The following is a 20260-nucleotide window of genomic DNA, read 5'->3' as shown; positions in this document are numbered from 1 at the left end:
CGGCAATTTCCGCGGTGGCATATCCTGGCCTAATCGCTTCCAACACGGACGGCCGCCAGCACCGCATCGAGCAATGTATCCGCCGTTTCGCTGCCGGGAAGCGATCCGATCATGCCGTTCAAGCGTCCCTCGAGCCGCAGCGTGGCGAAGCCATGCACCAGCGACCAAAGCGCCGCCGCTTGTGCCGCCATCTGCAGTGGCGACGCCGACATGTCGGGCGCGCGGGCCCGAACGGCGGCGGCAAGCGCCTGGCGGGCGGCGAGGGTAGCATCGCGCAGTGCCGGTCGGTCGTAGTCGAGCACTTCACTGCGGAACATCAGGGCGAAGAGGCCAGGATGAGTGATAGCGAAGCCGACATAGCCGCGGCCCATCGCCTTGATTCGCCGGCGCGGATCGTCGCCGGCTGCAGCCATCGCATCGGCAAGTGCGGCGCCGAAGCGGACAAAACCGAGCGCTGCCAGCTCACTCAGCAGGCCCGTCAGATCGCCGAAATGATTCTTGGGTGCGGCATGTGAGACACCGGCTGCTCGCGCCGCGGCGCGCAGCGTAAGGGCTTGAATGCCCTGCTTTTCCAGAATTGCCTCCGCCTCGGCGAGCAGGGCCGCTTTCAGGTCGCCATGGTGATAGGGGCGACGGGCGGCATCGATTGCTTCATGATTCATGTCAAATGTTTACGATGGAAACATTTCCGTTGACAAGTGGGGCCTGCCAGATATTGTCATTGTCAATATTTGGGCACGGACGAGGTTTTCGTCTCGCTTCACCCATTTCAGCGAACGGAAAAACCAATGGGCCTGCTCCTGGCATTTCTGCCTTTCATCGTTTTTGCGGTCGTGGATCGGTTCGTCGGACCAACCGAGGCGCTGCTGCTGGCTGCCGTCGTCTCATTCATTCTCTTGCTTCGTGATTGGCTCATGCTCGGCAAGGCACCGAAAATTCTGGACATCGGCACGACGATCCTCTTCAGCGGCCTTGCCCTTTATGCTCTGCTCGGCGGTCTGATGGGATCAATTTTCGCTGTCCGACTGGCCGTCGATGCGGGGCTGTTTGCAATCGTCCTGATTTCCGTCGCCATCCGCCGCCCGTTCACGCTGCAATATGCCCGCGAACAGGTGGCACGCGAACTATGGGACAGCCCGGTCTTCATCAGGACGAACTATGTGATCACCTGGGTCTGGGCATTCGCCTTGGCAGTGATGGCAGCCGCGGATGTGGTCTTGCTCTATGCGCCTGATGTGCCGGCCACGGTGGGAATCATCGCAACCATCGTGGCCCTTGTCGGCGCGATCAGGTTTACGGGTTGGTATCCGGAAAAAATACGCCAGCAGGCGGCAGAGCAATAAGAGCCGTCGGCTCACTTCAACCTGAACTCCAGCCGCTCTCTCAACCTTAAAAGCGTCCGCCCAAAAATCCCATCGTCCTGGAGCGCTCTGGCAAGTGTCAGCGCGCCCTGAATGCCGACAACCGCTTCCTCGGCGAGCTCATTCGCCTCTGACGCTTCGACGCCGGCTCTTGTCAATGCGCCAGCGAGCGCTTCGATCCAACGTTTGAAATAGTCCTCGATCGCGCTCGCGAAACGGTCGCGCGTTTCGTCCAGTGCAAAGGCACCGATGAGGCAGACGCGGCGGCCGGAGCGGAAATAAGTGTCCGTCGTCTCCCACATTCGGGCAATGGCTGCACGCGGTTCGCCCTCTTCGAGCGGCTTGAACATTTCATCGACGAACCAGGCATCGATATTGGCCATGATCTCTGCCGCCATCTCTTCCTTTCCGCCGGGGAAGAAATGATAGAGGCTGCCTTTCGACAGTTTGGTGCGCGCCGTGATGTTGCTCATCGACGCGCCCTCGTAGCCGAGCTCGCGAAAGACCTCGGCGACGAGGGTTATGGCATCCGATTTTTCGAAGATGGTGCGCGTCATGGTCTCTCTTGTTTTAGAGTCCGAGATCGGAGAGCCCCGGATAATCGTCCGGACGGCGGCCGAGCGGCCAATGGAATTTCCGGTCTTCTTCCTTGATCGGCATGTCGTTGATCGAGGCGAAGCGGCGCTGCATCACTCCTTCAGCATCGAATTCCCAATTCTCGTTGCCATAGGAGCGGAACCAGTGACCGCTGTCGTCGCGCCATTCATAGGCGAAACGCACGGCGATGTGGTTGCCGTCGAAGGCCCATAGCTCCTTGATCAACCGATAGTCCAGCTCTCTGGCCCATTTGCGAGTGAGGAATTCGACGATTTCCTTGCGGCCACGCGGGAATTCGGCGCGGTTCCGCCACTGGCTGTCTTCGGTATAGGCCTTCGAGACACGCTCCGGATCGCGGCTGTTCCAGCCGTCTTCGGCCAGTCGAACTTTGGCGATAGCGGTTTCGCGGGTAAACGGCGGTACGAGTGGGGTAGTCATGATTTGCTCCTTTGTATACCAATAAGTTCAAACTAGACCAATCGGTCTATCAGAGCAAGGGCGTTTATATTTTTTTAAGAGCCGCTATCGCAGAGCCGCTATCGCGCAAATTTTTTCGCACCCACCACGCAGGCGACAACGCCAAGGGTCACCGAAAGCATGGACCAGCTGACGCTCTCTTTCAGCAATGTCGCGGCGAGGGCGAGGCCAAAGAAGGGCTGCAGCAACTGCAATTGTCCGACTGCGGCAATGCCGCCTTGCGCCAGTCCGCGGTACCAGAAGATGAAGCCGATCAGCATGCTGAAGAGCGAGACATAGATCAGGCCGATCCAGGCCGGCTCTCCGATGCCGCCGATCGCCTGCGGCATAGTGTAGAGGCAAAGCGCGATCATAACCGGCAACGATAGCACCAGGGCCCAGGAAATAACCTGCCAGCCGCCCAGCCGGCGCGACAGCACCGCTCCCTCGGCGTAGCCAAGGCCGCAGGCGAGAATTGCCGTCAGCATCAGCAGGTCGCCGACCGGCGAGGCCGAGATGCCCTGTGCGAGGGCATAGCCGCAGACGAAGGCGCTACCAATGGCGGAAAAGATCCAGAAGGCCGGTCGCGGCCGTTCGCCGCCGCGCAATACGCCGAATATGGCGGTGGCAAGCGGCAGCAATCCGATGAAGACGATCGAATGGGCCGAGGTAACATGCTTGAGCGCCAGCGCCGTCAGCAGAGGAAAGCCGACGACGCAGCCGAGCGCGACGATGGCAAGCGGAATGATATCGCCGCGGACGGGCCGTTTCTCCTGAAAGGCGAACAGCAGGCACAGCGCCAGGATGCCGGCGATCGCTGCACGGGCGACCGTCAGGAAGACAGGATCGAAATCCATCACCGCCACCCGTGTTGCCGGCAGCGAGCCGCTGAAGATCAGCACGCCCATCAGTCCATTGATCCACCCGCCCATTGTCTTGTCCATGTCCATGCTCCTGGTTTGCCGGCCGGTATCGGCAAAGCCGGCTGGTCATTCCAGAGACAGTGCAGTACAATTTCTAAGAACTGTTATGGTATGAGGTGCAGTACGGATGGATGATGTGACCGCAACCCGCGGGATCGGCGGCACCCGTATCGAAGGTGTGATGGCGGCGATTGCCGATCGCATCGCGGCGCGCAGTCTGGCGCCGGGAGCGCGGCTTCCCTCGGTACGCAGCTTCGCTAAGACCATGCAGGTGTCGGTTTCCACCGTGGTCGAAGCCTATGAGCGGCTGGCGGCCGAGGGCGTGATCCGCTCGCGGCCCGGTTCCGGTTTTTATGTCTGCGGTCCGCTCGCGCCGCTTTCCCTGTCGGAGATCGGCCCCAGGCTGGAGCGCGAGGTCGATCCGCTCTGGATTTCGCGGCAATCTCTGGAGGTGGGAGGCGACGCGCTGATACCCGGTTGCGGCTGGCTTCCGCCCTCCTGGATGCCGGAAGCGGCGCTGAGTCGCGCGATGCGAAGCCTGGCGCGGGGCGGGGGGAGCGGCGTTCTCACCAATTATGGAACGCCGCTCGGTCTGCCGCCGTTGCGGCAGCTTCTGGCAAGGCGCATGGGCGAACACGGTATCGCTGCATCGCCCGATCAGATCATGTTGACGGAATCCGGCACGCAGGCGATCGATCTTCTCTGCCGGTTCTTGCTCGAACCCGGCGATACCGTATTGGTGGACGATCCCTGCTATTTCAATTTCCATGCCCTCTTGCGAGCGCACCGGGCCAATATTGTCGGCGTGCCCTTCACGCCGACGGGACCGGACATCGAGCTGTTCGGCCAAGCGCTAGAAAGACATGCTCCACGCCTCTACATCACCAATTCCGCCGTTCACAACCCGACTGGCGCCGTATTGTCGCCTATGACGGCGCATCGCTTGCTGAAGCTGGCGGATGCCTCCAACCTGATCATTGTCGAAGACGACATTTTTGCCGATTTCGAGTACACGCCGGCGCCGCGGCTCGCCGCTTATGACGGGCTCGACCGCGTGATCCATATCGGCAGCTTCTCGAAGACGTTGTCGGCCTCGATACGCTGCGGCTTCGTCGCCGCTCGGCGGGACTGGATCGACGGCCTTGTCGATCTGAAGATCGCCACCAACTTCAGCGGCGGCCAACTGACGGCCGAGCTATTGTTCTCGGCGCTGAAGGACGGCGGCTATCGGAAGCATATCGACGCGCTGCAGGTCCGGCTTGCGAAGGCGATGAGCGAAACCATTTCGCGACTGGAGACAATCGGCATCACACCTTGACTGAAGCCGCAGGCCGGTATGTTCCTCTGGTGCCGGCTGCCGGAAGGTCTCGACGCGGCCGAAGTCGCCCGTGCCTGTCTGACCAAAGGCGTCATCCTCGCTCCCGGCAATGCCTTCAGCCAGAGGGATACGGCAGGTAGCTTCATGCGCTTCAACGTCGCGCAATCAACGGATGCGCGGATTTTTGACGTGCTGGCGGCGTCCATGCGGACATTGGGTGTGAGGATCTAACCCCTAGGCGAGGCGTGACGCAGAGAAGATCGGGCGTGCGCTCCCTCATGGCCGGTGGTTGCGATCACATAACTCCTGGGCTCCGGTCTATATGGGTTTCCAGTTTCTTGTTGAGATCGTATTTGTCGAGGCCGAGATTGTCCCGACGTTCCGCAGCGGTAATTCCGGCGCCCGGCGTAAAAGTCCCGTTTTTGTTACTAATGATCAGACACAAATAGTCTTTCGGCTTGCAATCTGCTGGCTTTGGCTTCGGCGTGTCTGGCTGCTTTTCCGGGGCCGGCACCTGCGTCTGAGCCATCACCATCATGGATCCGCTCATTAGCAGAAACGTCACCAAAACAAGACGCGTAACCATGGCATCTCTCCTCAAGGAGTGGGGTCGATTGCGAAAGATACGGAGCGGAAACCGAAGGCGAGCGGTTTCGCGAATGTCTGCCTGTTTGCGATTGAGGCGCCATTTTGCGCCGCGTAGCGGATAAATTCCAAGGGGAGGGGGATCGGTGGCGGATCCTTGCCGACATCGCTGATGGAATCCGATTTGGCTGAGGTATCGTTAGTCGCGCTTTGATCCTCTCCACTGTCCTTGGCAGCTTTTTTGTGCGGGGTTGCGTTTGAAATCGAATAGCGCACGTCGTCGGCTGCTCCGGTCGCGACGTCAATCTGTCGCGTCAGGTAAACCTGGCTGATCAGCTTGATGTTCAGGTTGAAAATGAATTTTTCCTGATATTTGGCATTGATGTCGCGGCCGAACACGAATTCGAATATTTTTCGCGCATAGCGGTCACCGCACAATTTTTCGGTCGCCTCATCCGTGCAGTATTGCCCCAGAGCGGATAAGGCGTCGAGAACCGGAACCGAATAGGTCTCGGCCTTTGAGATCGTGATGTCCTCAACCATGGAGGTATCGCGTCCGAGCGCAAAGAGATTATAGCTCGTACCGCTGTTCAGCCTGCGCCGGATCGAAACGCCGGGAAACGAGATTTCCGACAGAGAAACGAGGTTGGCATCGGGCGAGCTTGAGATTTCGACGTTCGATTGATCACTATCGGCGTTACCCGTCGCCACCAGCTTGGTCACGGCGAAACGAGGGGTCTGGTCGCGGCCATTGATTTTCGCACGAAGATCGAGATGGCCGATCTTGAAACCCTTGCCTTCGAAAACCTCGGACGGATAATCGGGAACGGGCGCTTCCTTGGATCGTGTCGCTACGATGTAGATGTCGCCCACGAAGAAATCTTCTTGAGGAGGATAGAGCGGCTCCATGCCGAGGCGATCGATGGCCTTGTTCCAGGCCAAGGCGACGTTGCTTTCGATATCGGATGTATCATCTTCCCACGGGCGAACGACAAAAAGAATAAATAGCGCGATACAACAGATCGCGAGCAGGCTGCGCCAGACAATCCGGTTCACTGTAAATTGCTTGATCCTCTCCCAAACCGTCGCCATCAAAGCCACCAATCCCCGGCGGCGCATAATCCTCTATTTGCCGCGCCAGTTGCGTTTCCGCTTAACGACCGCCTCCATTCAGAACTTTCCTGCCAGTATGAACAGAAACGATTTATTCGTGTTATGTCTTGGTAAGTCGGCTCAATAAATAAAGAAATAATACATAATGATTACAAAATAAATTTTTGATTAGATAATTTTGATCATTAAAATCATGCATAGATTGTAAAATCTATACTTATCATTCAACCTATCTATGTCAAGTGAAAACATTTTACGTGATGCGTCCGGGGCATTACTTATGCAGCAACTTCAAGGCCTCGATGAAATAACTGTCGGCGCCGGAATAGTCGTCGGCCTTGCAGCGCTTAAGAGCTTCGGTCACCAATGCTTGCGCTCGCTTTCTGTCGGCGGCGCTAATCGACGATGACTTCAATCCGTCATTGATGCTGTTCACCATTTTCGCGCATTGTCCGGAATTGCTGTTTCCGGTGGTTGCGGTGTTCGCGGCCAAGGCGTTGAAGGAAAGGGCGAAAGTGATTGATATAAGCGATGGAACGACAAGAGCGAGCGTTTTCATGTCCCTTCATCCCTCAGCCCGGTTCGCAGTTCGCGGACAAAATGTGTAAGCCAAACGTTTCGGGATATGGTCGAATGCCGGGAGAGAGATGGGAAAGACAATCGGACACTCTGAAGCTCGGATACGCTCTTGCAGGTCTTGTTGGACCGAAACATTGTATTATACCTCTGCCACAAGGCCGCTTCAATTACGGTTCACATCGGCTTCACAATCCCTATTGACGAATGAGATCGACCGTGCGTGTTCTGCTTGTTGAAGACGATAATATTCTTGGATCATCCCTCAAGAAGGCTTTGGAGAAGCATGCTTACGGCGTCGATTGGATGCGGGATGGCGAGTCTGGCCTGGAAGCTGCGCAGCATTCGCATTTCGCGGCTGTTATCCTCGATATCAACCTGCCGCAGCTCAACGGCATGGAGGTATTGAGGCGCGTTCGGCAGAGGGGCAATTCCGTGCCCATCCTGTTGCTGACCGCGCTCGACGCCGTACGCCAGAAAGTGGAAGGGCTCGACGAGGGTGCCGACGACTATCTGGTCAAGCCGTTCGATCTCGACGAGCTACTGGCCCGCCTGCGCGCGCTGATCCGTCGCCGCGACGGGCGAACCGAAAGCCTCATACGATGCGGCGATGTCGAGATCGATCCGTCGGCGATGGTCGCCCGCAAAGGGAATGCGCAGGTTCATACCACCGCGAAGGAATTTCATCTGCTGAAGCTGCTGATGGAGCGCAGCGGCCGATACGTGACCAAGAACGATATCGAATATGCGCTTTATGATGCTGAGAACACCGTCGAGAGCAACGCGATCGAAGTGACGATCTACAATCTGCGCAAGAAGCTGGGCACAGATTTCATCAAATCGATCCGCGGCGTTGGATATATGATCGAGCGATGAACAACTCCACGCTAACCCGCAAACTCTTCTTCAGGATCGCGCCGGTCGTGGTGGTGACGATCGTCGTGATCGGCGCCTTCGCGTTCAACAGCGCAACGCGCGAAATCAACAATATTTACGATGCCCAGCTTATCGACGATGCGAACGTTATCTGGAATCTGCTGCGCCGCCCGATGGAAAGAGCGCCGGACCGCTCTCCCAAGCAGATCGAAGACATCGACTTCAACATGGACAACCAGCTGGCCTTCAATGAGGACGCCGACGACTACGCCGATGCCCACATGTTTCGTGCCTGGGCGGACGGCCATATTCGCTTCTACAGCAGCACGGCGTTCCCGTCCGACGTGCCGCAACAGAAGGAAGGCTTCACCACGCTCACCTATAACGGAGAGGAATGGCGGGTCTACTCCCTGCCGATACCGAACACCACCATGGTCATGGAGATCGGCGAGAAGATCGCTCTTCGGGAAACGCTGGTTTCCAACATCGTGCTCAATCTCTTCTTTCCACTGCTCGTGCTCGTGCCGGTCATAGGCTTTCTCATCTGGCTCGGCATCAACAGCGGCTTGCGGACGATCCACGGGCTGGTGCGCCAGATCCGCACCCGGTCGCCCGACGATCTCTCCGCCATCCCCGTCGAAGGTTTGCCGCGAGACTTGTTGCCGCTCGGCCGCTCGATCAACCAGCTTCTCGAGAAACTAGGTCACTCATTGACGCTCGAGCGGCGCTTCTCCGATCTTGCCGCACATCAGTTGCGTACCCCGCAAGCCAGCGTGAAGCTGTTGCTGCAGATGCTGGGCAATAGCGACAGCGAGCAGGAACGACAGACGATCATCGCCGATCTCGTGGCCAGCAACAATCGCGCCATACATCTGATCGAGCAATTGTTGCGACTGGCCCGAGTAAGCCATCATCCCCTTAATCCGATCCCTGTCCAGCTTCACCATCTGGTGGCCTCGGTACTGGCGGAATTCGGCAACATCATCACCAGCCGGCAGCTTGATGTCTCGCTGGACGGTGGTGAAACGGCGCAGGTCAAAACCGATGAATCGCTGCTGCGCATGATGATCAGCAATCTGTTGGACAACGCCATCAAATACACGCCCGTCGCCGGCAGGATCGAAGTGGTGATCACATCCGAAAGCGATCTTTGGCGGGTATCGATCAGCGACAGCGGGCCAGGTATTCCACCCGATGAGCGTGCGGCAGTCTTTCAGCGGTTCTATCGGCTCGATACGCTTCATACCGATGGCGCAGGCCTTGGTCTTGCAATTGTCGCCGATACCGCGGACCGGCTCGCCGCGACGATCGAGCTATCGACGCCGCGTTGGGGCGGGGGTCTGCGGGTTGATCTGCGACTGCCCAAAAGCAGATAATCAACTCCGCGTGTTTTTCATTTTCGCATCATCTTCCCCTCATGCCCGGCTCATCCGAAGTTGTTAGATGCAACTCAGGGATAAGGCGAAAGGGCATTTTCATGCAGGTGTTTTGCGATTTTGATGGAACCATATCCATCGAAGACGCGACGGATATGGTGTTGTCTCGTTTTGCCGGTTCCGAGTGGGAAGACATAGAACAGCAGTGGAAGCAGGGGTTGATCGGGTCGGCGGAGTGCATGCGCCGACAGATCGCTCTCGTCCAGGCGAGCCGGGCGGACCTCGACACGCTCCTGAACACGGTGTCCATCGACCCCGGCTTTGAGGACTTCCTGTCCTACTGCGACCGCAGTGATCTGCCCGTGACGATCGTCAGCGATGGTGTCGACTATTTCATTCGTCATATTCTGGCGCGCCACGGCATCGAAGACCTGCGGATTGTCGCCAACGTCCTCACCCATCGCTTCGCCCTTGGCCGAGACTCGTATTCTCTTTCTCCGTCGCCCACGGCAGCCGGCTGCATGTCCGGTTCAGGCGTCTGCAAATGCCTGGTTGTCAAAAGCGCCGAACTGCAGATCTACATCGGTGATGGGCGAAGCGATTTCTGTGTTGCCGACAAGGTCGACCTTGTCTTCGCAAAAGACAAGCTCGCCGATTATTGCGACGACCGCGGCATTCCCTTTGTCGGCTTCGAAAATTTCGCCGACCTGCTTCCAAAAATGGAAGCCATCCTTCCCAGCGTCGCACAGGAGCGCCGCGCGCTGCTGAATTGCAAGACCGCATAAACAGACCGAGAGGCATTTAATGAAAACCAATGTAGCCGAAGCCTTTAGTGGCGAGACGCAGTTGCCCGTCAGATCCGAGGCAGAGTTGCGTATCCTTGAGGAAGCCTATTGCTCCCATGGTGATACGGTCCACTACGCGGCAAAACCGAAATTCTTCGAGGAATGCGACGGTTCCTACGTCTACGACCAGGCCGGAACGCCGTTTCTCGATCTGCAGATGTGGTATTCCGCCGTCAATTTCGGCTATCGCAACGAACGCCTGAACGCCGCCGCACACCGGCAGCTCGACCGGCTGCCGCAGGTCGCCTCGCAATATCTGCATCGCGAAAAGGTGGAACTGGCAGCGATGATCGCCCAGGATGCAGAGCGCAAGTTTGGGCGCAAGGGTCGGGTTCATTTCAATGTCGGCGGCTCGCAGGCCGTCGAGGATTCGCTGAAGCTCGTACGTAACTACACCGGCGGCAAGAGTCTGATGTTCGCCTTCGAGGGCGGTTATCACGGCCGTACCCTCGGCGCCTCGGCCATTACCTCGAGCTATCGCTATCGCCGCCGCTACGGCCACTTCGGCGATCGGGCGCAGTTCATCGAGTTCCCCTATCATTTCCGCGGCCCGAAGGGCATGTCGAAAGAGGAATACGGACACCATTGCGTCCAGAAGTTCGCGCGCCTGTTCGAGAGCGAATATAACGGCGTCTGGGATCCGAAGGCCGGCAAGTCCGAATATGCCGCCTTCTATATCGAGCCGATCCAGGGCACCGGCGGCTACGTCATTCCGCCGATGAATTTCTTCGTCGAACTCAAGAAGGTGCTGGACGATCACGGCATTCTGCTCGTCGTCGACGAAATCCAGATGGGCGTCTACCGTACCGGCAAGCTCTGGTCCATCGAGCATTTCGGCGTTTCGCCCGATGCTCTCGTCTTTGGCAAGGCCATCACCAACGGACTCAACCCGCTTTCAGGCGTCTGGGCAAGGGAAGAGATGATCAATCCGGAGATCTTCCCGCCCGGCTCGACACATTCCACCTTCGCCAGCAACCCGATGGGGACCGCCGTGGCTCTCGAAACCATGAAGATGTTGGAAGAGGAGGATTTCGGCGCGGCCATCATGGCCAAGGGTGCCTATTTCCTCGATGGGCTGAAACAATTGCAGAAGCGCCATGCCATCGTCGGCGAAGTCGACGGGCTGGGCTTGGCCCTGCGAATGGAGATCTGCAAGGACGACAGCTACACGCCGGACAAGGCTACGATGGATTGGCTCTGCGACGAGGGCATGAAGGGCGACATCCAGGTCGGTTCCAAGATGTACGGCCTCGTGCTCGACGTCGGCGGCTACCACAAGAACGTCATTACCTTCGCGCCCAACCTGCTGATCACCCGCGAGGAGATCGATCTGGCGATCGCTCTGCTCGATCAGCTTCTCACGCGCGCAGCTCGGAGATAAGGCGGTGCAACTCCTTCTTCTTCATCTCGATGATGCGTTGGAGTTGCAGCCGGATTTCGTGCGCGCCTGCAAACTTGCGGGCGCGTGCCAGCACGTCGACAAGGAAACGGGCACAGCGGTACGACTCTGGAGCAACCAGAAGGCGCTTGCCGAACTCGGCCGCAATATTGTCAAGAGCACTCCCGCAGCTGGCAAGGATCCGCAGCTCTGTTTCATGGGGTCGGGCGACTTTCATCATGTGACGGCGCTGCTTCTTGACGGGGCTCTGGAGCGGCAGTCCGTTGCGGCGACGCTCATTCATTTCGACAATCATCCGGACTGGGTTACCTTCAACGGCGGCATGCATTGCGGCTCCTGGGTCAACAGCGCGCTTGCTCATCGCAATATCCAAAAGGTCATCACCATCGGCGTTTGCAGCCGGGACCTTCGCAGCCCCGAGCGCAAGGGAGCCAATCTACATTGGCTCGGCGACGGCAAGCTCGAACTCTACCCTTACCAACACCCGCCGAGCCGTGTGCTGGCCGATTATGGCAGCGGCGCCAGCTACCGACAGGAGAAGGGGGCACTGCACTGGCGATCCATTTCCGAGATCGGCGAGGAAAATTTCATTGACCGGATGCTGAGCCGAATTCGCACCGAGGCCGTCTACGTGACGATCGACAAGGACGTGTTGGCCGCAGACGACGCCGTGACGAACTGGGACCAGGGTCGGATGCGACTGCCCTATCTGCTGGCGCTGATCAGCGAGATCGGCAGCCGCCATCGCATCATCGGCGCCGATGTCATCGGTGACTATTCCGCCCCGAACTATGCCGGCGATTTCAGAACCCGGCTTTTGAAAAAGGCCGAGATTTTTATCGACCAGCCACATATCCGGCCGAAGCCCGAAACAACCAGGAACATCAACAGTGCCGCAAATCACGCGTTGCTGGAGGTCCTGGCGGAGTACATGGCATGAGCGGCAGCCTGACCCTTCCCATGCTTGCGCTGATCCTTTTCTGCGTGCTGGCGGAAACGGCGCGCGAGGTCTGCTTCAAGCAAGCGGCAAGCGAAAACGCATTGCTCTCGGCGCTGACCAAGCCTGTCACATGGCTGGGTATCGTCTTTTGGGCGGTGGAGCTTTTGGCCTGGACCGCCGTGCTCGAGCACGTTCCTCTGTCCATAGCCTTTCCGCTCATGGCGTTGAGCTATGTCGTCATCGTCTTCGCCGGAGCCTTAATCTTCAAGGAAAACATTAACCTCCGCCACGCAACGGGCGTCTTTCTCGTGACCGCCGGCGTGGCCTGCGTGGGAGTAACCGGACTATGAAAATCTTTGCTCATACCAGATGGGATGTGGCACCGGTTCTGGCCGCTGTCGCACATCTCGTTTTCGACGTCTATCTGATCGTGGGTTTCGAGAGCCGGCCATTGTGGCTTTCCGCTGTCCTCGGCTGCCTGTACGCCGTATCGATCTCGTGGAACATCAACAGCATATCCCATAATTTCATCCATACGCCCTATTTCAAGCCGCGCTGGATGAATTATGCGTTCAGCCTGCTGGAATCGGTCGCGATCGGTTTTTCGCAGACCTACTATCATTGGGTGCATATGCGCCATCATTCCGGCAACAGCGACCGGCCGGACGAAAAGGGCGATACGATCGATCTGCTGTCGATCTATCGCCACGGCCGCAACGGCGAGCCGGAGAATGTATGGTCCTATACGCTTCTGAGCTTCTTTCGCGACAGCCTTGGCGACATTCACAAGGCCATTGCCCGTAACCGCCCATTCGACGCGAAATGGGGCCGGTTCGAACTCTTCTTCTTCCTGGGGCTTGCCGCGATCGCGCTGATCTACGACTGGAAGGCCGTGCTGTTCTTCGTGCCCTTCTACTATTTCGGCAACTGCTTGTCGTCGCTCAACGGCTATTACGAACATCTGAATGGCGACCCGGAGGAGCCGATCGCCTGGGGCGTCAGCAGCTACAAGTCATTCTACAACTGGCTGTGGTTCGGCAACGGCTATCATGCCGAGCATCACTATCGGCCACGGACTCACTGGACGAAGCTGCACACGCTGCACGAACAGATCAAGGAAGAGCAGGAAAAGGGCGGCACGCACGTCATCAGCACCTGCCACGCGCTTGGCTTCATGGCCAAGGAAAACCGGCAGGCGGAGCTGTCTCATGAAGCTAGATGATGGGTTGAGCTTCTTTTGGGAAGGCTCAAACGGAAAAGGCGTCCTGTTGATCCATGGGCTGACCGGGGCTCCGGCCGAGATGAAGCTGGTCGCCCGTAATCTCCATCGCAAGGGCTACAGCGTCTATGCACCGTTGCTGGCCGGCCATGGGGTCGACGCCAGGACCCTCCGGCGGTCGCGGTGGGAGGACTGGCTGGAGAGCGTCGAGCGGGCTTCGGATTTCCTTGCGGCGCGGACGCAGCAGGTCTTTGCAGCCGGTATCTGCGTCGGCGGCAAGCTTTCCATGCTGGCGGCCGAAAGGCGCCCGGAGACGATCCGTGCCGTGGCCATCTATTCCCCCTGCTTTCATTATGACGGCTGGGACGTCCCCTTCTACTATCCGCTGCTGTCGTCGCAGATCGGCTGGCTTTGCCGCATTCCTTTAATCGACCGTCTCAATTTTCGAGAGACGGCATCCCTCGGGATCAAGGATGAGCGGCTGCGCCGGCTGGTAGAGGCCATGGGCGGGGAGGGCGTTCTAGAGAAATTCCCCGGCAGAGGGCTCGTCGAGATGCATCGGCTGGGCAAGACCCTCAGGAATAGGTTGCCGCAGATGAGGACGCCCACGCTGATCCTGCACGCCGAGGACGACGATCTTAGCCACCCCAGGCATGCACGCTACATTTCCGACCACATCGGTGCCCCGCACGAGCTCAGATGGATCAAGGACAGTTATCACATGATCCATGTCGACCGTCAGCATCGGCAGGTCGCGAATTTCACCGCGGATTTCTTCGAGGCGAGCCATGCTGCAGCTGTCGCCTAGTCCTTCGCCGGCGCCAGCCCGCGATCCGGTTGCCGAGGTGCATTTCAGCATCCGCGCCATTGGACGCGATGCCTGGAATGCGTGCTTTCAGGATGAGGTCGAGGACTATGATTGCTTGCTGGCCATCGAGGAGGCCGGCATCGAAGGCTTTGAATGGCGTTACATCACGGTCGTTGAAGACGGACGGGTCAGCGCCGCCATGCCGGCGTTCCTCTGCCCTTACGCCCTGGATACGACGCTGGAAGAAGGCGCGCTGCGCAGGGCGGTGCGTCGCGTGCGGCAACGCTTCCCAGGCTTCCTGACGCTACGCCTTGCCTGTCTCGGTTCGCCCTGCACGGAAACGGGCGCGGTCGGTTTTCATCCTGATGTTTCGCCGGAGCGTCGCGAAGTGCTGTTTGCCGAGCTGCTGGCGTTCTTCGAACAGCTTGCGGTAACGGAAGATTGCGCGCTGATGGGCCTCAAGGACATTCCTCAGCCGGTTGCACCAGCGCTCGATGGCCCGCTCTCGGCTCGCCGTTACGCCATGATCGGCGGCTTGCCAACCGCCTGGCTCGATATCGATTTCAAGACGATCGACGAATATCTCGCCAGGCTCTCCTCCGGCACGCGCAAGGACATGCGCCGCAAGTTGAAATCCTTTGCCGAGGTCAGGGTCGAGATCCGCACGGATTTTGGCGATTTCCTGCCCGAGGTCATGAGGCTCTACCACGATACCCGCAATCGCAGCGAATGGCAGTTCGAGGAGCTCACGGCCGAATACTTCGAGGGAATCCTCGCCCGCATGCGCGGCCGCTCGTACTGCGCCTTCTATTTCGTCGAGGACAGGCTGCTCGCCGCCAATTTGATCGTCCATGACGGACGTGTCGCCGTCGACAAATTCTTCTGCATGGATGGCGAAGAGGGGCGGCCATACAATCTCTATTTCCTTAGCTGGTTCACCAATCTGCGCTATTGCCTGGAACACGGCATAGGCCGTTACCAGAGCGGCCAGGCCTATTATGAGAACAAGGTACGGCTTGGCAGCAAGCTGACCGCCAACGCCATGTTCTTCCGCCATCGCAATTCCATCCTCCAGAAAATACTGCGGTTGGCTTCGCCGCTGTTTTCGGCAGACGAGGCGGGCTAATGATGTCCATGCGCTTATCGTGGCTGGCCGTGCCGGTGTTGAACACGCTGTACCAATTCTTCATCAAGCACGGGGCCGCTCAATTGGACGGCGCGGCCGGCGCGGACTGGCTTTGGCAGGCGCTCGCATCGCACTGGATTCTGGCGGCGATCGCCGCCGAAATCGCTTGCTTCTTCATATGGATGAACGTGCTCGCCGAACTTGACCTGAGCCGGGCCTTTCCCCTTTCCGGCATCAGCTATGTGTTGATCATCGCCACCGGCTGGTTCGTCTTCGGCGAACCGATCGTCGGCCTGCAGGTGGTCGGAAGCGGGCTGATCCTGACCGGCGTCTGGCTGATCGCAAGCGCTGCCGGTGAAGCATCACGCCAGGATGGCTGGGACACGAAGCACAATTCGCTACGCGTCGACACAGGTAAGGATAGGTAATGTCCCGATTGCAAGCTGAAGATCGTCGCCAAAACAAGGGCGCTGCCGCCACGTCCGGCATTGCGGACTGGAGCCTGAAGCGTGCGCTCTCGCATATCGTGACGCGGGGGGCGCTGACAGTGACGACTGCAAGTGGTCGCGTTCTGACATTCGGCGATGGCAGCGGCCAGCCGGTTCATGTCCGCTTTACCGATACGCGCGCGCAATGGGCCTTTCTGGTCGACGCCGATCTGAGGCTCGGCGAACTCTACATGGATGACCGTTTCCTTGTCGAGCAGGGCTCGCTCTACGATTTCGTCGCGATGATGCTGCGGGAGGCGCAGAACAGCACGCATCCGCTCATTGCCCGCGTGATCGACCATATTCGCACCCGGCTGCGGACTTTCCGTCACCGCAATCTGCCGGGGCGCTCGAAGACCAACGTCGCGCATCACTACGATCTCGACGGCCGGCTCTACGAACTTTTTCTGGACGCGGACCGGCAATATTCCTGCGCCTATTTCGAGCATCCCGATCAGTCCCTCGAAGAGGCGCAGCTGGCCAAGAAAAGGCACCTTGCGGCCAAGCTGTTGATCGAACCGGACCACAGCATTCTCGACATCGGCTGCGGCTGGGGTGGCCTTGCGCTGCATCTGGCCGAGCAGGCACCGGGCGGCTATGTGCTCGGCGTCACCCTGTCGGAAGAACAGCACGAGTATGCGTCGAAACGGGTGCCGGCCAACATCGACCGATCGAAGGGGGAGGTTCAGTTTGCGCTCAGGGATTACCGCAGCCTGACGGGTCATTTCGACAGGATCGTCTCTGTCGGCATGTTCGAGCATGTCGGCCTGGCATCCTATCGAACCTTCTTCCGCAAATGCGCCGAGTTGCTGGAGGATGACGGCATCATGGTGCTGCACACCATCGGCTGTGCGGCGACGCCAGGCTTCACCACCCCCTGGCTCGACAAATACATCTTCCCAGGAGGCTATATTCCGGCACTTTCGGAGATCGTTCCGGAAATCGAGGCTGCGGGATTGTCGGTTACCGATGTCGAGGTGCTGCGGCTGCACTATGCCTGGACGCTCGCCAACTGGCGCGAGCGTTTCATGGCACGCTGGGCGGAGGTGGCGAAGCTCTATGACGAACGCTTCTGCCGCATGTGGGAATATTATCTTTCGACTGCGGAGGCTGCGTTCCGCTACGAAGACCTCGTTGTCTTCCAAATCCAGATGAGCAAGCGCAACGACGTCGTCCCGGTTACCCGAGATTACATCGCTCGGAACGAAGCCCGCCGAGCTTCAAAACCGGATGTTGAACTTTCTGGTGAGGGTAAGGCCAATGATGTTCTGGTTGGGTGAGCCGATCTGCGAAGTGATCGGGCTGTCGGCGGCGTCGCTCACCAGACGGCTGTACTTGTCGTAGAGCTGCACGCTCCAGGCCGGCGAGATGGTATAGGTTGCGGCCACCGCGAAGCCGACGGATTTCAGGCCGCCACTGGCGTCAAAGGCGGCGAGATGGCCGTTCTTCGCCGACTCGCTCGCGGATATCCCGAAATTGTTGCTCATGTAGGTGGAGTTTGCCAGCTCGATGCGCGGCCCGGCAGACAGGAGCCATCTGTCTCCGACGGGCTGGAACCAATCGAGCGATATGTCGGCGAGAAGACCATCGCCACCCCACAGCGCTTGGCGCACCTCCGCCCGCAGCCGCAATTGATTTTCCATCAGCCAATATTGTCCAAACGCGCCCGCATCGAAATTCCAATGAACCCTGTGCAGGCCATTCAGATTGGAGTCGTCGAATGCCGAGCGCCCGCCCCTCAGGCCGACGACCGGGCCGGCTTCGAAACCGCCGGACTCGAACAGGGTATAGTCGATGCTATCGTCCGGGGCGCTATTCTCCGGAGTTTCGCCGAGGCGATAAACGTCGAAAGATGGCATGCCGCTGAAGGAGAGATGCTTCGATCCCTCGTAGGAAGGCCCGTATTCCACCGTGCCGCCAAGCGTAACGACCCAGGTCGTTGAAGCAGGTTTCGCCGCATCCGCCGCCAATGCCGGAACCGCGATGATCGCAGATGTTGCAGGCAGAACCGCCCCCGCAAGCACCAGAAACCTGGTGAAGAAAGATGTTTTGACGCCGAACACTATGCCAATACCCATCCCTGATCGCCGACACTGATTCACAGGCAGATCGCCCCCGCGGCATTACTAACACGTCCTGCGGTTTTAAAAACAGAAAAAACTTGAGAGGCTATCACTGTACTCGGCAGGTGTTTCGCGGAAGACACGGTGTAGCGCCTTTGAAGCTTCATTGACCGATCCTTGGAAAGACGACCTTTATCCGCAAACCAGGCTGGGAGTTTTCCACCAGTATCCCAGCGCCATGGAGGTCGGCGATAGCCTTTACCAGGCTGAGTCCGAGTCCGCTGCCTGGGGATGTGCGGCTTTTTTCCAGCCGGTAGAGACGGCGGAAGACGCTGTCGTGTTCCTGCTCGGGAATGCCGGGGCCGTTGTCTTCGACACTCGTCGTTATCGTCTCGGCATCTGCTGCACTCCGGACGACGATATCGGTTCCGGCCGGACAATGGCAAATGGCGTTCTCGATGAGGTTGGCATACATTTGCGTCAGGAGCTCCCGATCTCCCAAAATGACCTGGTTGGGCTTGCCAAGGCTGGTTTTGAGCCGTTGGCCATTGTCCTCAGCGACGCTGGAATAGATGTCGTCAAGGGACTGCAGCATATCGCCGAGGTCGACCTTGCCGAATCTGGACTTGCGGGCTCCCGCTTCGATCTGCGCGATCCGTAACAAAGCCTCGAAAGTTTCGTTGATGCGGTCGGCTTCCGAACTTGCCGCCTCGAGTTCCTGAATGACCGTCAGGCCGGTTTCCTGTTTCGCGAGTGCTTCGTCGATTGTCATCTTGAGGCGGTTGAGCGGGGATTTCAGATCATGGGCTATATCGGTGCTGACTTGCCGCATTCCATCGACGGTCGCCGCGAGGCGGGCAAGGGCGTCATTGATGTCATGGGACAGCAAATCGACGTCATCGCCGCGTCCGACGATTGGGACGCGCGCATCCAGGTTTCCACGCGCTACATGTTCCATCGTGCCACGAACGGCACCAAAACGCCTTTGCACACGCAGGGTAATCAATCCGCCGCCGCAAATTGCAAGCAGCAGCACGATGATGGAGGCCCAACCAAAGCTTTGCAGCATGATCGCTTCAATGTTTTTGGTTTCCCTCTGACTGAGGCCGACTGTCAGGCGATTTCCGTCAACTGCGCCCGAAAAAATCCGGTATTGCTCGTCGTCGGTCAATTGCATCTCATCGCCATCGACGTCGCTCCAGCCATCCGGAAATTTGAGGTCGGGGATATTGCCGCCAAGAACCTTTCCGGAGGGATCGACGAGCAAAAATACGCGCTGGCGGTCGCCGCTTGCCCTGGTATAGGTCTCAACTGTATCCAACAGATCCTGGATGTCCTGATCGCCGTAGGCCGCGGCAATGACGGCAAAGGTCTCCTGGATGGTCTGGTCCTGACGCTGCTGAAACTCCCATTTGACAAGCTGATAGACGATCAAGCCCGTCACTATGAACGCGCTGATGAACATCAGCGAGAAGATCAGCGCCAGACGAAATGATGTGCTGCGCAGAATGTTATCGCGGCGCATGCAAGGAATAACCGGTGTTTCTGATCGTATGAAGGAGCGGCACGTCGAACGGTTTATCGATCTTGCTGCGCAGCCTGCTGATGTGCGTTTCGACCACGCTTGTCTTCGGATCGAAATGGAAATCCCATACGCGCTCGAGAAGCATCGTTCGGGTGAGAACCCTGCCTTCGTTGCGGGCGAGCACCTCCAGAAGCGTGAATTCCCGCGGCTGCAGCTCGATCTCGACTCCGGCCCTGGTGACGCGGCGTTTCATCACGTCCATCGTCAGGTCGGCGACTTGCAGCATGGTTTTCTCGGAAACGGCAGGCGGGCGCCGGGCGAGCGCGTTGACCCGCGCTAGAAGTTCGGAGAACGCAAACGGCTTGACGAGGTAGTCGTCGGCGCCCGCCTCGAGACCTTCAACCCGGTCGTCGATGCCTGCGATCGCGGTTAGAAAAAGCGCGGGCGTCTTGACGCCGGCGGCGCGCATCGAGCGCATGATCGACAGGCCGTCGAGACCGGGTAACATTCGGTCGATGATAAAGATGTCATAGGTCTCGCGGATGGCGTGGAAAAGTCCGTCCTGCCCATCCGACAGTATGTCGCATATGTGTCCGGCTTCCCGCAGACCGCGTGAGACGAATTCCCCGATTTTGATGTCGTCTTCTATGAGCAGTATGCGCATGA

22 protein-coding genes and 1 pseudogene are annotated in these 20260 nt (G+C 58.6%); 13 read left to right on the top strand and 10 right to left on the bottom strand.

The features are described from left to right. Positions 1–29: 29 nt before the first annotated feature. Complete coding sequence (locus tag CCGE525_RS20475; protein ID WP_120705888.1) at positions 30–662, bottom strand: TetR/AcrR family transcriptional regulator; 633 nt, start codon at positions 660–662, stop codon at positions 30–32. Between the two features lie 126 nt (positions 663–788). Between CCGE525_RS20475 and CCGE525_RS20470 the strand changes: the two genes are divergently transcribed. After that, positions 789–1343, top strand: a complete 555-nt coding sequence (locus tag CCGE525_RS20470; RefSeq protein WP_120705887.1) for a hypothetical protein — start codon at positions 789–791, stop codon at positions 1341–1343. An 11-nt stretch (positions 1344–1354) separates the two neighbouring features. Here the strand turns inward: CCGE525_RS20470 and CCGE525_RS20465 are convergent, their stop codons facing one another. The 3 genes from CCGE525_RS20465 to CCGE525_RS20455 form a co-directional block, all read right to left on the bottom strand. Further along, positions 1355–1918 carry a TetR/AcrR family transcriptional regulator gene (locus tag CCGE525_RS20465; RefSeq protein WP_120705886.1) on the bottom strand — a complete coding sequence of 188 codons (564 nt, stop codon included), beginning with the start codon at positions 1916–1918 and terminating at the stop codon, positions 1355–1357. Between the two features lie 13 nt (positions 1919–1931). Further along, on the bottom strand, positions 1932–2396 hold the full coding sequence (locus tag CCGE525_RS20460; RefSeq protein WP_120705885.1) for a nuclear transport factor 2 family protein: 465 nt from the start codon (positions 2394–2396) through the stop codon (positions 1932–1934). 98 nt (positions 2397–2494) lie between these two features. Then, positions 2495–3358, bottom strand: coding sequence for a DMT family transporter (locus tag CCGE525_RS20455; RefSeq protein WP_120705884.1), 864 nt, complete (start codon positions 3356–3358; stop codon positions 2495–2497). A gap of 106 nt (positions 3359–3464) precedes the next feature. On the opposite strand from CCGE525_RS20455, the pseudogene CCGE525_RS20450 reads away from it, so the two are divergent. Further along, a pseudogene (locus CCGE525_RS20450) lies at positions 3465–4886 on the top strand (aminotransferase-like domain-containing protein). A 64-nt stretch (positions 4887–4950) separates the two neighbouring features. On the opposite strand, the gene CCGE525_RS20445 reads toward CCGE525_RS20450, so the two are convergent. From CCGE525_RS20445 to CCGE525_RS20435, 3 genes are all read right to left on the bottom strand, one after another. After that, a complete protein-coding gene (locus CCGE525_RS20445) occupies positions 4951–5241 on the bottom strand; it encodes a hypothetical protein (protein ID WP_120705883.1) in 291 nt (96 codons plus the stop codon). 11 nt (positions 5242–5252) lie between these two features. After that, complete coding sequence (locus CCGE525_RS20440; RefSeq protein WP_162950227.1) at positions 5253–6332, bottom strand: hypothetical protein; 1080 nt, start codon at positions 6330–6332, stop codon at positions 5253–5255. A gap of 295 nt (positions 6333–6627) precedes the next feature. Further along, positions 6628–6912, bottom strand: coding sequence for a hypothetical protein (locus tag CCGE525_RS20435; RefSeq protein ID WP_120705881.1), 285 nt, complete (start codon positions 6910–6912; stop codon positions 6628–6630). 236 nt (positions 6913–7148) lie between these two features. On the opposite strand from CCGE525_RS20435, the gene CCGE525_RS20430 reads away from it, so the two are divergent. The 11 genes from CCGE525_RS20430 (at position 7149) to CCGE525_RS20380 (ending at position 17286) form a co-directional block, all read left to right on the top strand. Next, the gene (locus CCGE525_RS20430) at positions 7149–7805 is read left to right on the top strand and encodes a response regulator transcription factor (RefSeq protein ID WP_120705880.1); all 657 of its coding nucleotides are present in this window, start codon (positions 7149–7151) and stop codon (positions 7803–7805) included. Continuing rightward, positions 7802–9181, top strand: coding sequence for a sensor histidine kinase (locus CCGE525_RS20425; RefSeq protein ID WP_120705879.1), 1380 nt, complete (start codon positions 7802–7804; stop codon positions 9179–9181). The genes CCGE525_RS20430 and CCGE525_RS20425 overlap by 4 nt, the downstream gene beginning before the upstream one ends. A 101-nt stretch (positions 9182–9282) precedes the next feature. Further along, on the top strand, positions 9283–9966 hold the full coding sequence (locus CCGE525_RS20420) for an MtnX-like HAD-IB family phosphatase (protein WP_120705878.1): 684 nt from the start codon (positions 9283–9285) through the stop codon (positions 9964–9966). Positions 9967–9985: 19 nt separating this feature from the next. Next, positions 9986–11407: an aspartate aminotransferase family protein gene (locus CCGE525_RS20415; RefSeq protein ID WP_120705877.1), complete on the top strand. Its 1422-nt coding sequence runs from the start codon at positions 9986–9988 to the stop codon at positions 11405–11407. 4 nt (positions 11408–11411) lie between these two features. Continuing rightward, positions 11412–12365 (top strand): arginase, encoded by a 954-nt coding sequence (locus tag CCGE525_RS20410; protein ID WP_120705876.1) that lies wholly within the window; start codon positions 11412–11414, stop codon positions 12363–12365. Continuing rightward, on the top strand, positions 12362–12715 hold the full coding sequence (locus tag CCGE525_RS20405) for a DMT family transporter (protein WP_120705875.1): 354 nt from the start codon (positions 12362–12364) through the stop codon (positions 12713–12715). Before CCGE525_RS20410 ends, CCGE525_RS20405 begins: the two co-directional genes overlap by 4 nt. Beyond that, on the top strand, positions 12712–13587 hold the full coding sequence (locus tag CCGE525_RS20400; RefSeq protein ID WP_120705874.1) for a fatty acid desaturase family protein: 876 nt from the start codon (positions 12712–12714) through the stop codon (positions 13585–13587). The genes CCGE525_RS20405 and CCGE525_RS20400 overlap by 4 nt, the downstream gene beginning before the upstream one ends. Continuing rightward, the gene (locus CCGE525_RS20395; protein WP_120705873.1) at positions 13574–14392 is read left to right on the top strand and encodes an alpha/beta hydrolase; all 819 of its coding nucleotides are present in this window, start codon (positions 13574–13576) and stop codon (positions 14390–14392) included. The genes CCGE525_RS20400 and CCGE525_RS20395 overlap by 14 nt, the downstream gene beginning before the upstream one ends. Then, on the top strand, positions 14373–15518 hold the full coding sequence (locus CCGE525_RS20390; protein WP_120705872.1) for a GNAT family N-acetyltransferase: 1146 nt from the start codon (positions 14373–14375) through the stop codon (positions 15516–15518). Before CCGE525_RS20395 ends, CCGE525_RS20390 begins: the two co-directional genes overlap by 20 nt. Beyond that, a complete protein-coding gene (locus CCGE525_RS20385) occupies positions 15518–15946 on the top strand; it encodes an EamA family transporter (RefSeq protein WP_120705871.1) in 429 nt (142 codons plus the stop codon). The genes CCGE525_RS20390 and CCGE525_RS20385 overlap by 1 nt, the downstream gene beginning before the upstream one ends. Further along, positions 15946–17286, top strand: coding sequence for an SAM-dependent methyltransferase (locus CCGE525_RS20380; protein WP_120705870.1), 1341 nt, complete (start codon positions 15946–15948; stop codon positions 17284–17286). The genes CCGE525_RS20385 and CCGE525_RS20380 overlap by 1 nt, the downstream gene beginning before the upstream one ends. On the opposite strand, the gene CCGE525_RS20375 is transcribed toward CCGE525_RS20380, so the two are convergent. From CCGE525_RS20375 to CCGE525_RS20365, 3 genes are all read right to left on the bottom strand, one after another. Next, entirely contained in the window at positions 17227–18084 is an 858-nt protein-coding gene (locus CCGE525_RS20375) for a MipA/OmpV family protein (RefSeq protein WP_120705869.1), read from the bottom strand. The two genes, CCGE525_RS20380 and CCGE525_RS20375, sit on opposite strands and share 60 nt — an antisense overlap. A 148-nt stretch (positions 18085–18232) precedes the next feature. Beyond that, positions 18233–19594 (bottom strand): sensor histidine kinase, encoded by a 1362-nt coding sequence (locus CCGE525_RS20370; protein WP_120705868.1) that lies wholly within the window; start codon positions 19592–19594, stop codon positions 18233–18235. Next, positions 19581–20258, bottom strand: a complete 678-nt coding sequence (locus tag CCGE525_RS20365; protein WP_120705867.1) for a winged helix-turn-helix domain-containing protein — start codon at positions 20256–20258, stop codon at positions 19581–19583. Before CCGE525_RS20365 ends, CCGE525_RS20370 begins: the two co-directional genes overlap by 14 nt. Positions 20259–20260: the final 2 nt, after the last annotated feature.

Source organism: Rhizobium jaguaris (assembly GCF_003627755.1).
In the GTDB taxonomy this organism is placed as follows: Bacteria; Pseudomonadota; Alphaproteobacteria; order Rhizobiales; family Rhizobiaceae; genus Rhizobium; species Rhizobium jaguaris.
The sequence above is the reverse complement of the archived record's forward strand: the minus strand, read 5'-3'. Positions and strand labels throughout refer to the sequence as shown.

What these genes read in the sequence shown, in the direction of transcription:
- CCGE525_RS20475 (WP_120705888.1), bottom strand. Translation starts at nt 662, where the DNA reads ATGAATCATGAAGCAATCGATGCCGCCCGTCGCCCCTATCACCATGGC.
- CCGE525_RS20470 (WP_120705887.1), top strand. Translation starts at nt 789, where the DNA reads ATGGGCCTGCTCCTGGCATTTCTGCCTTTCATCGTTTTTGCGGTCGTG.
- CCGE525_RS20465 (WP_120705886.1), bottom strand. Translation starts at nt 1,918, where the DNA reads ATGACGCGCACCATCTTCGAAAAATCGGATGCCATAACCCTCGTCGCC.
- CCGE525_RS20460 (WP_120705885.1), bottom strand. Translation starts at nt 2,396, where the DNA reads ATGACTACCCCACTCGTACCGCCGTTTACCCGCGAAACCGCTATCGCC.
- CCGE525_RS20455 (WP_120705884.1), bottom strand. Translation starts at nt 3,358, where the DNA reads ATGGACAAGACAATGGGCGGGTGGATCAATGGACTGATGGGCGTGCTG.
- CCGE525_RS20445 (WP_120705883.1), bottom strand. Translation starts at nt 5,241, where the DNA reads ATGGTTACGCGTCTTGTTTTGGTGACGTTTCTGCTAATGAGCGGATCC.
- CCGE525_RS20440 (WP_162950227.1), bottom strand. Translation starts at nt 6,332, where the DNA reads ATGGCGACGGTTTGGGAGAGGATCAAGCAATTTACAGTGAACCGGATT.
- CCGE525_RS20435 (WP_120705881.1), bottom strand. Translation starts at nt 6,912, where the DNA reads ATGAAAACGCTCGCTCTTGTCGTTCCATCGCTTATATCAATCACTTTC.
- CCGE525_RS20425 (WP_120705879.1), top strand. Translation starts at nt 7,802, where the DNA reads ATGAACAACTCCACGCTAACCCGCAAACTCTTCTTCAGGATCGCGCCG.
- CCGE525_RS20420 (WP_120705878.1), top strand. Translation starts at nt 9,283, where the DNA reads ATGCAGGTGTTTTGCGATTTTGATGGAACCATATCCATCGAAGACGCG.
- CCGE525_RS20415 (WP_120705877.1), top strand. Translation starts at nt 9,986, where the DNA reads ATGAAAACCAATGTAGCCGAAGCCTTTAGTGGCGAGACGCAGTTGCCC.
- CCGE525_RS20405 (WP_120705875.1), top strand. Translation starts at nt 12,362, where the DNA reads ATGAGCGGCAGCCTGACCCTTCCCATGCTTGCGCTGATCCTTTTCTGC.
- CCGE525_RS20400 (WP_120705874.1), top strand. Translation starts at nt 12,712, where the DNA reads ATGAAAATCTTTGCTCATACCAGATGGGATGTGGCACCGGTTCTGGCC.
- CCGE525_RS20395 (WP_120705873.1), top strand. Translation starts at nt 13,574, where the DNA reads ATGAAGCTAGATGATGGGTTGAGCTTCTTTTGGGAAGGCTCAAACGGA.
- CCGE525_RS20390 (WP_120705872.1), top strand. Translation starts at nt 14,373, where the DNA reads ATGCTGCAGCTGTCGCCTAGTCCTTCGCCGGCGCCAGCCCGCGATCCG.
- CCGE525_RS20385 (WP_120705871.1), top strand. Translation starts at nt 15,518, where the DNA reads ATGATGTCCATGCGCTTATCGTGGCTGGCCGTGCCGGTGTTGAACACG.
- CCGE525_RS20380 (WP_120705870.1), top strand. Translation starts at nt 15,946, where the DNA reads ATGTCCCGATTGCAAGCTGAAGATCGTCGCCAAAACAAGGGCGCTGCC.
- CCGE525_RS20375 (WP_120705869.1), bottom strand. Translation starts at nt 18,084, where the DNA reads ATGGGTATTGGCATAGTGTTCGGCGTCAAAACATCTTTCTTCACCAGG.
- CCGE525_RS20370 (WP_120705868.1), bottom strand. Translation starts at nt 19,594, where the DNA reads ATGCGCCGCGATAACATTCTGCGCAGCACATCATTTCGTCTGGCGCTG.
- CCGE525_RS20365 (WP_120705867.1), bottom strand. Translation starts at nt 20,258, where the DNA reads ATGCGCATACTGCTCATAGAAGACGACATCAAAATCGGGGAATTCGTC.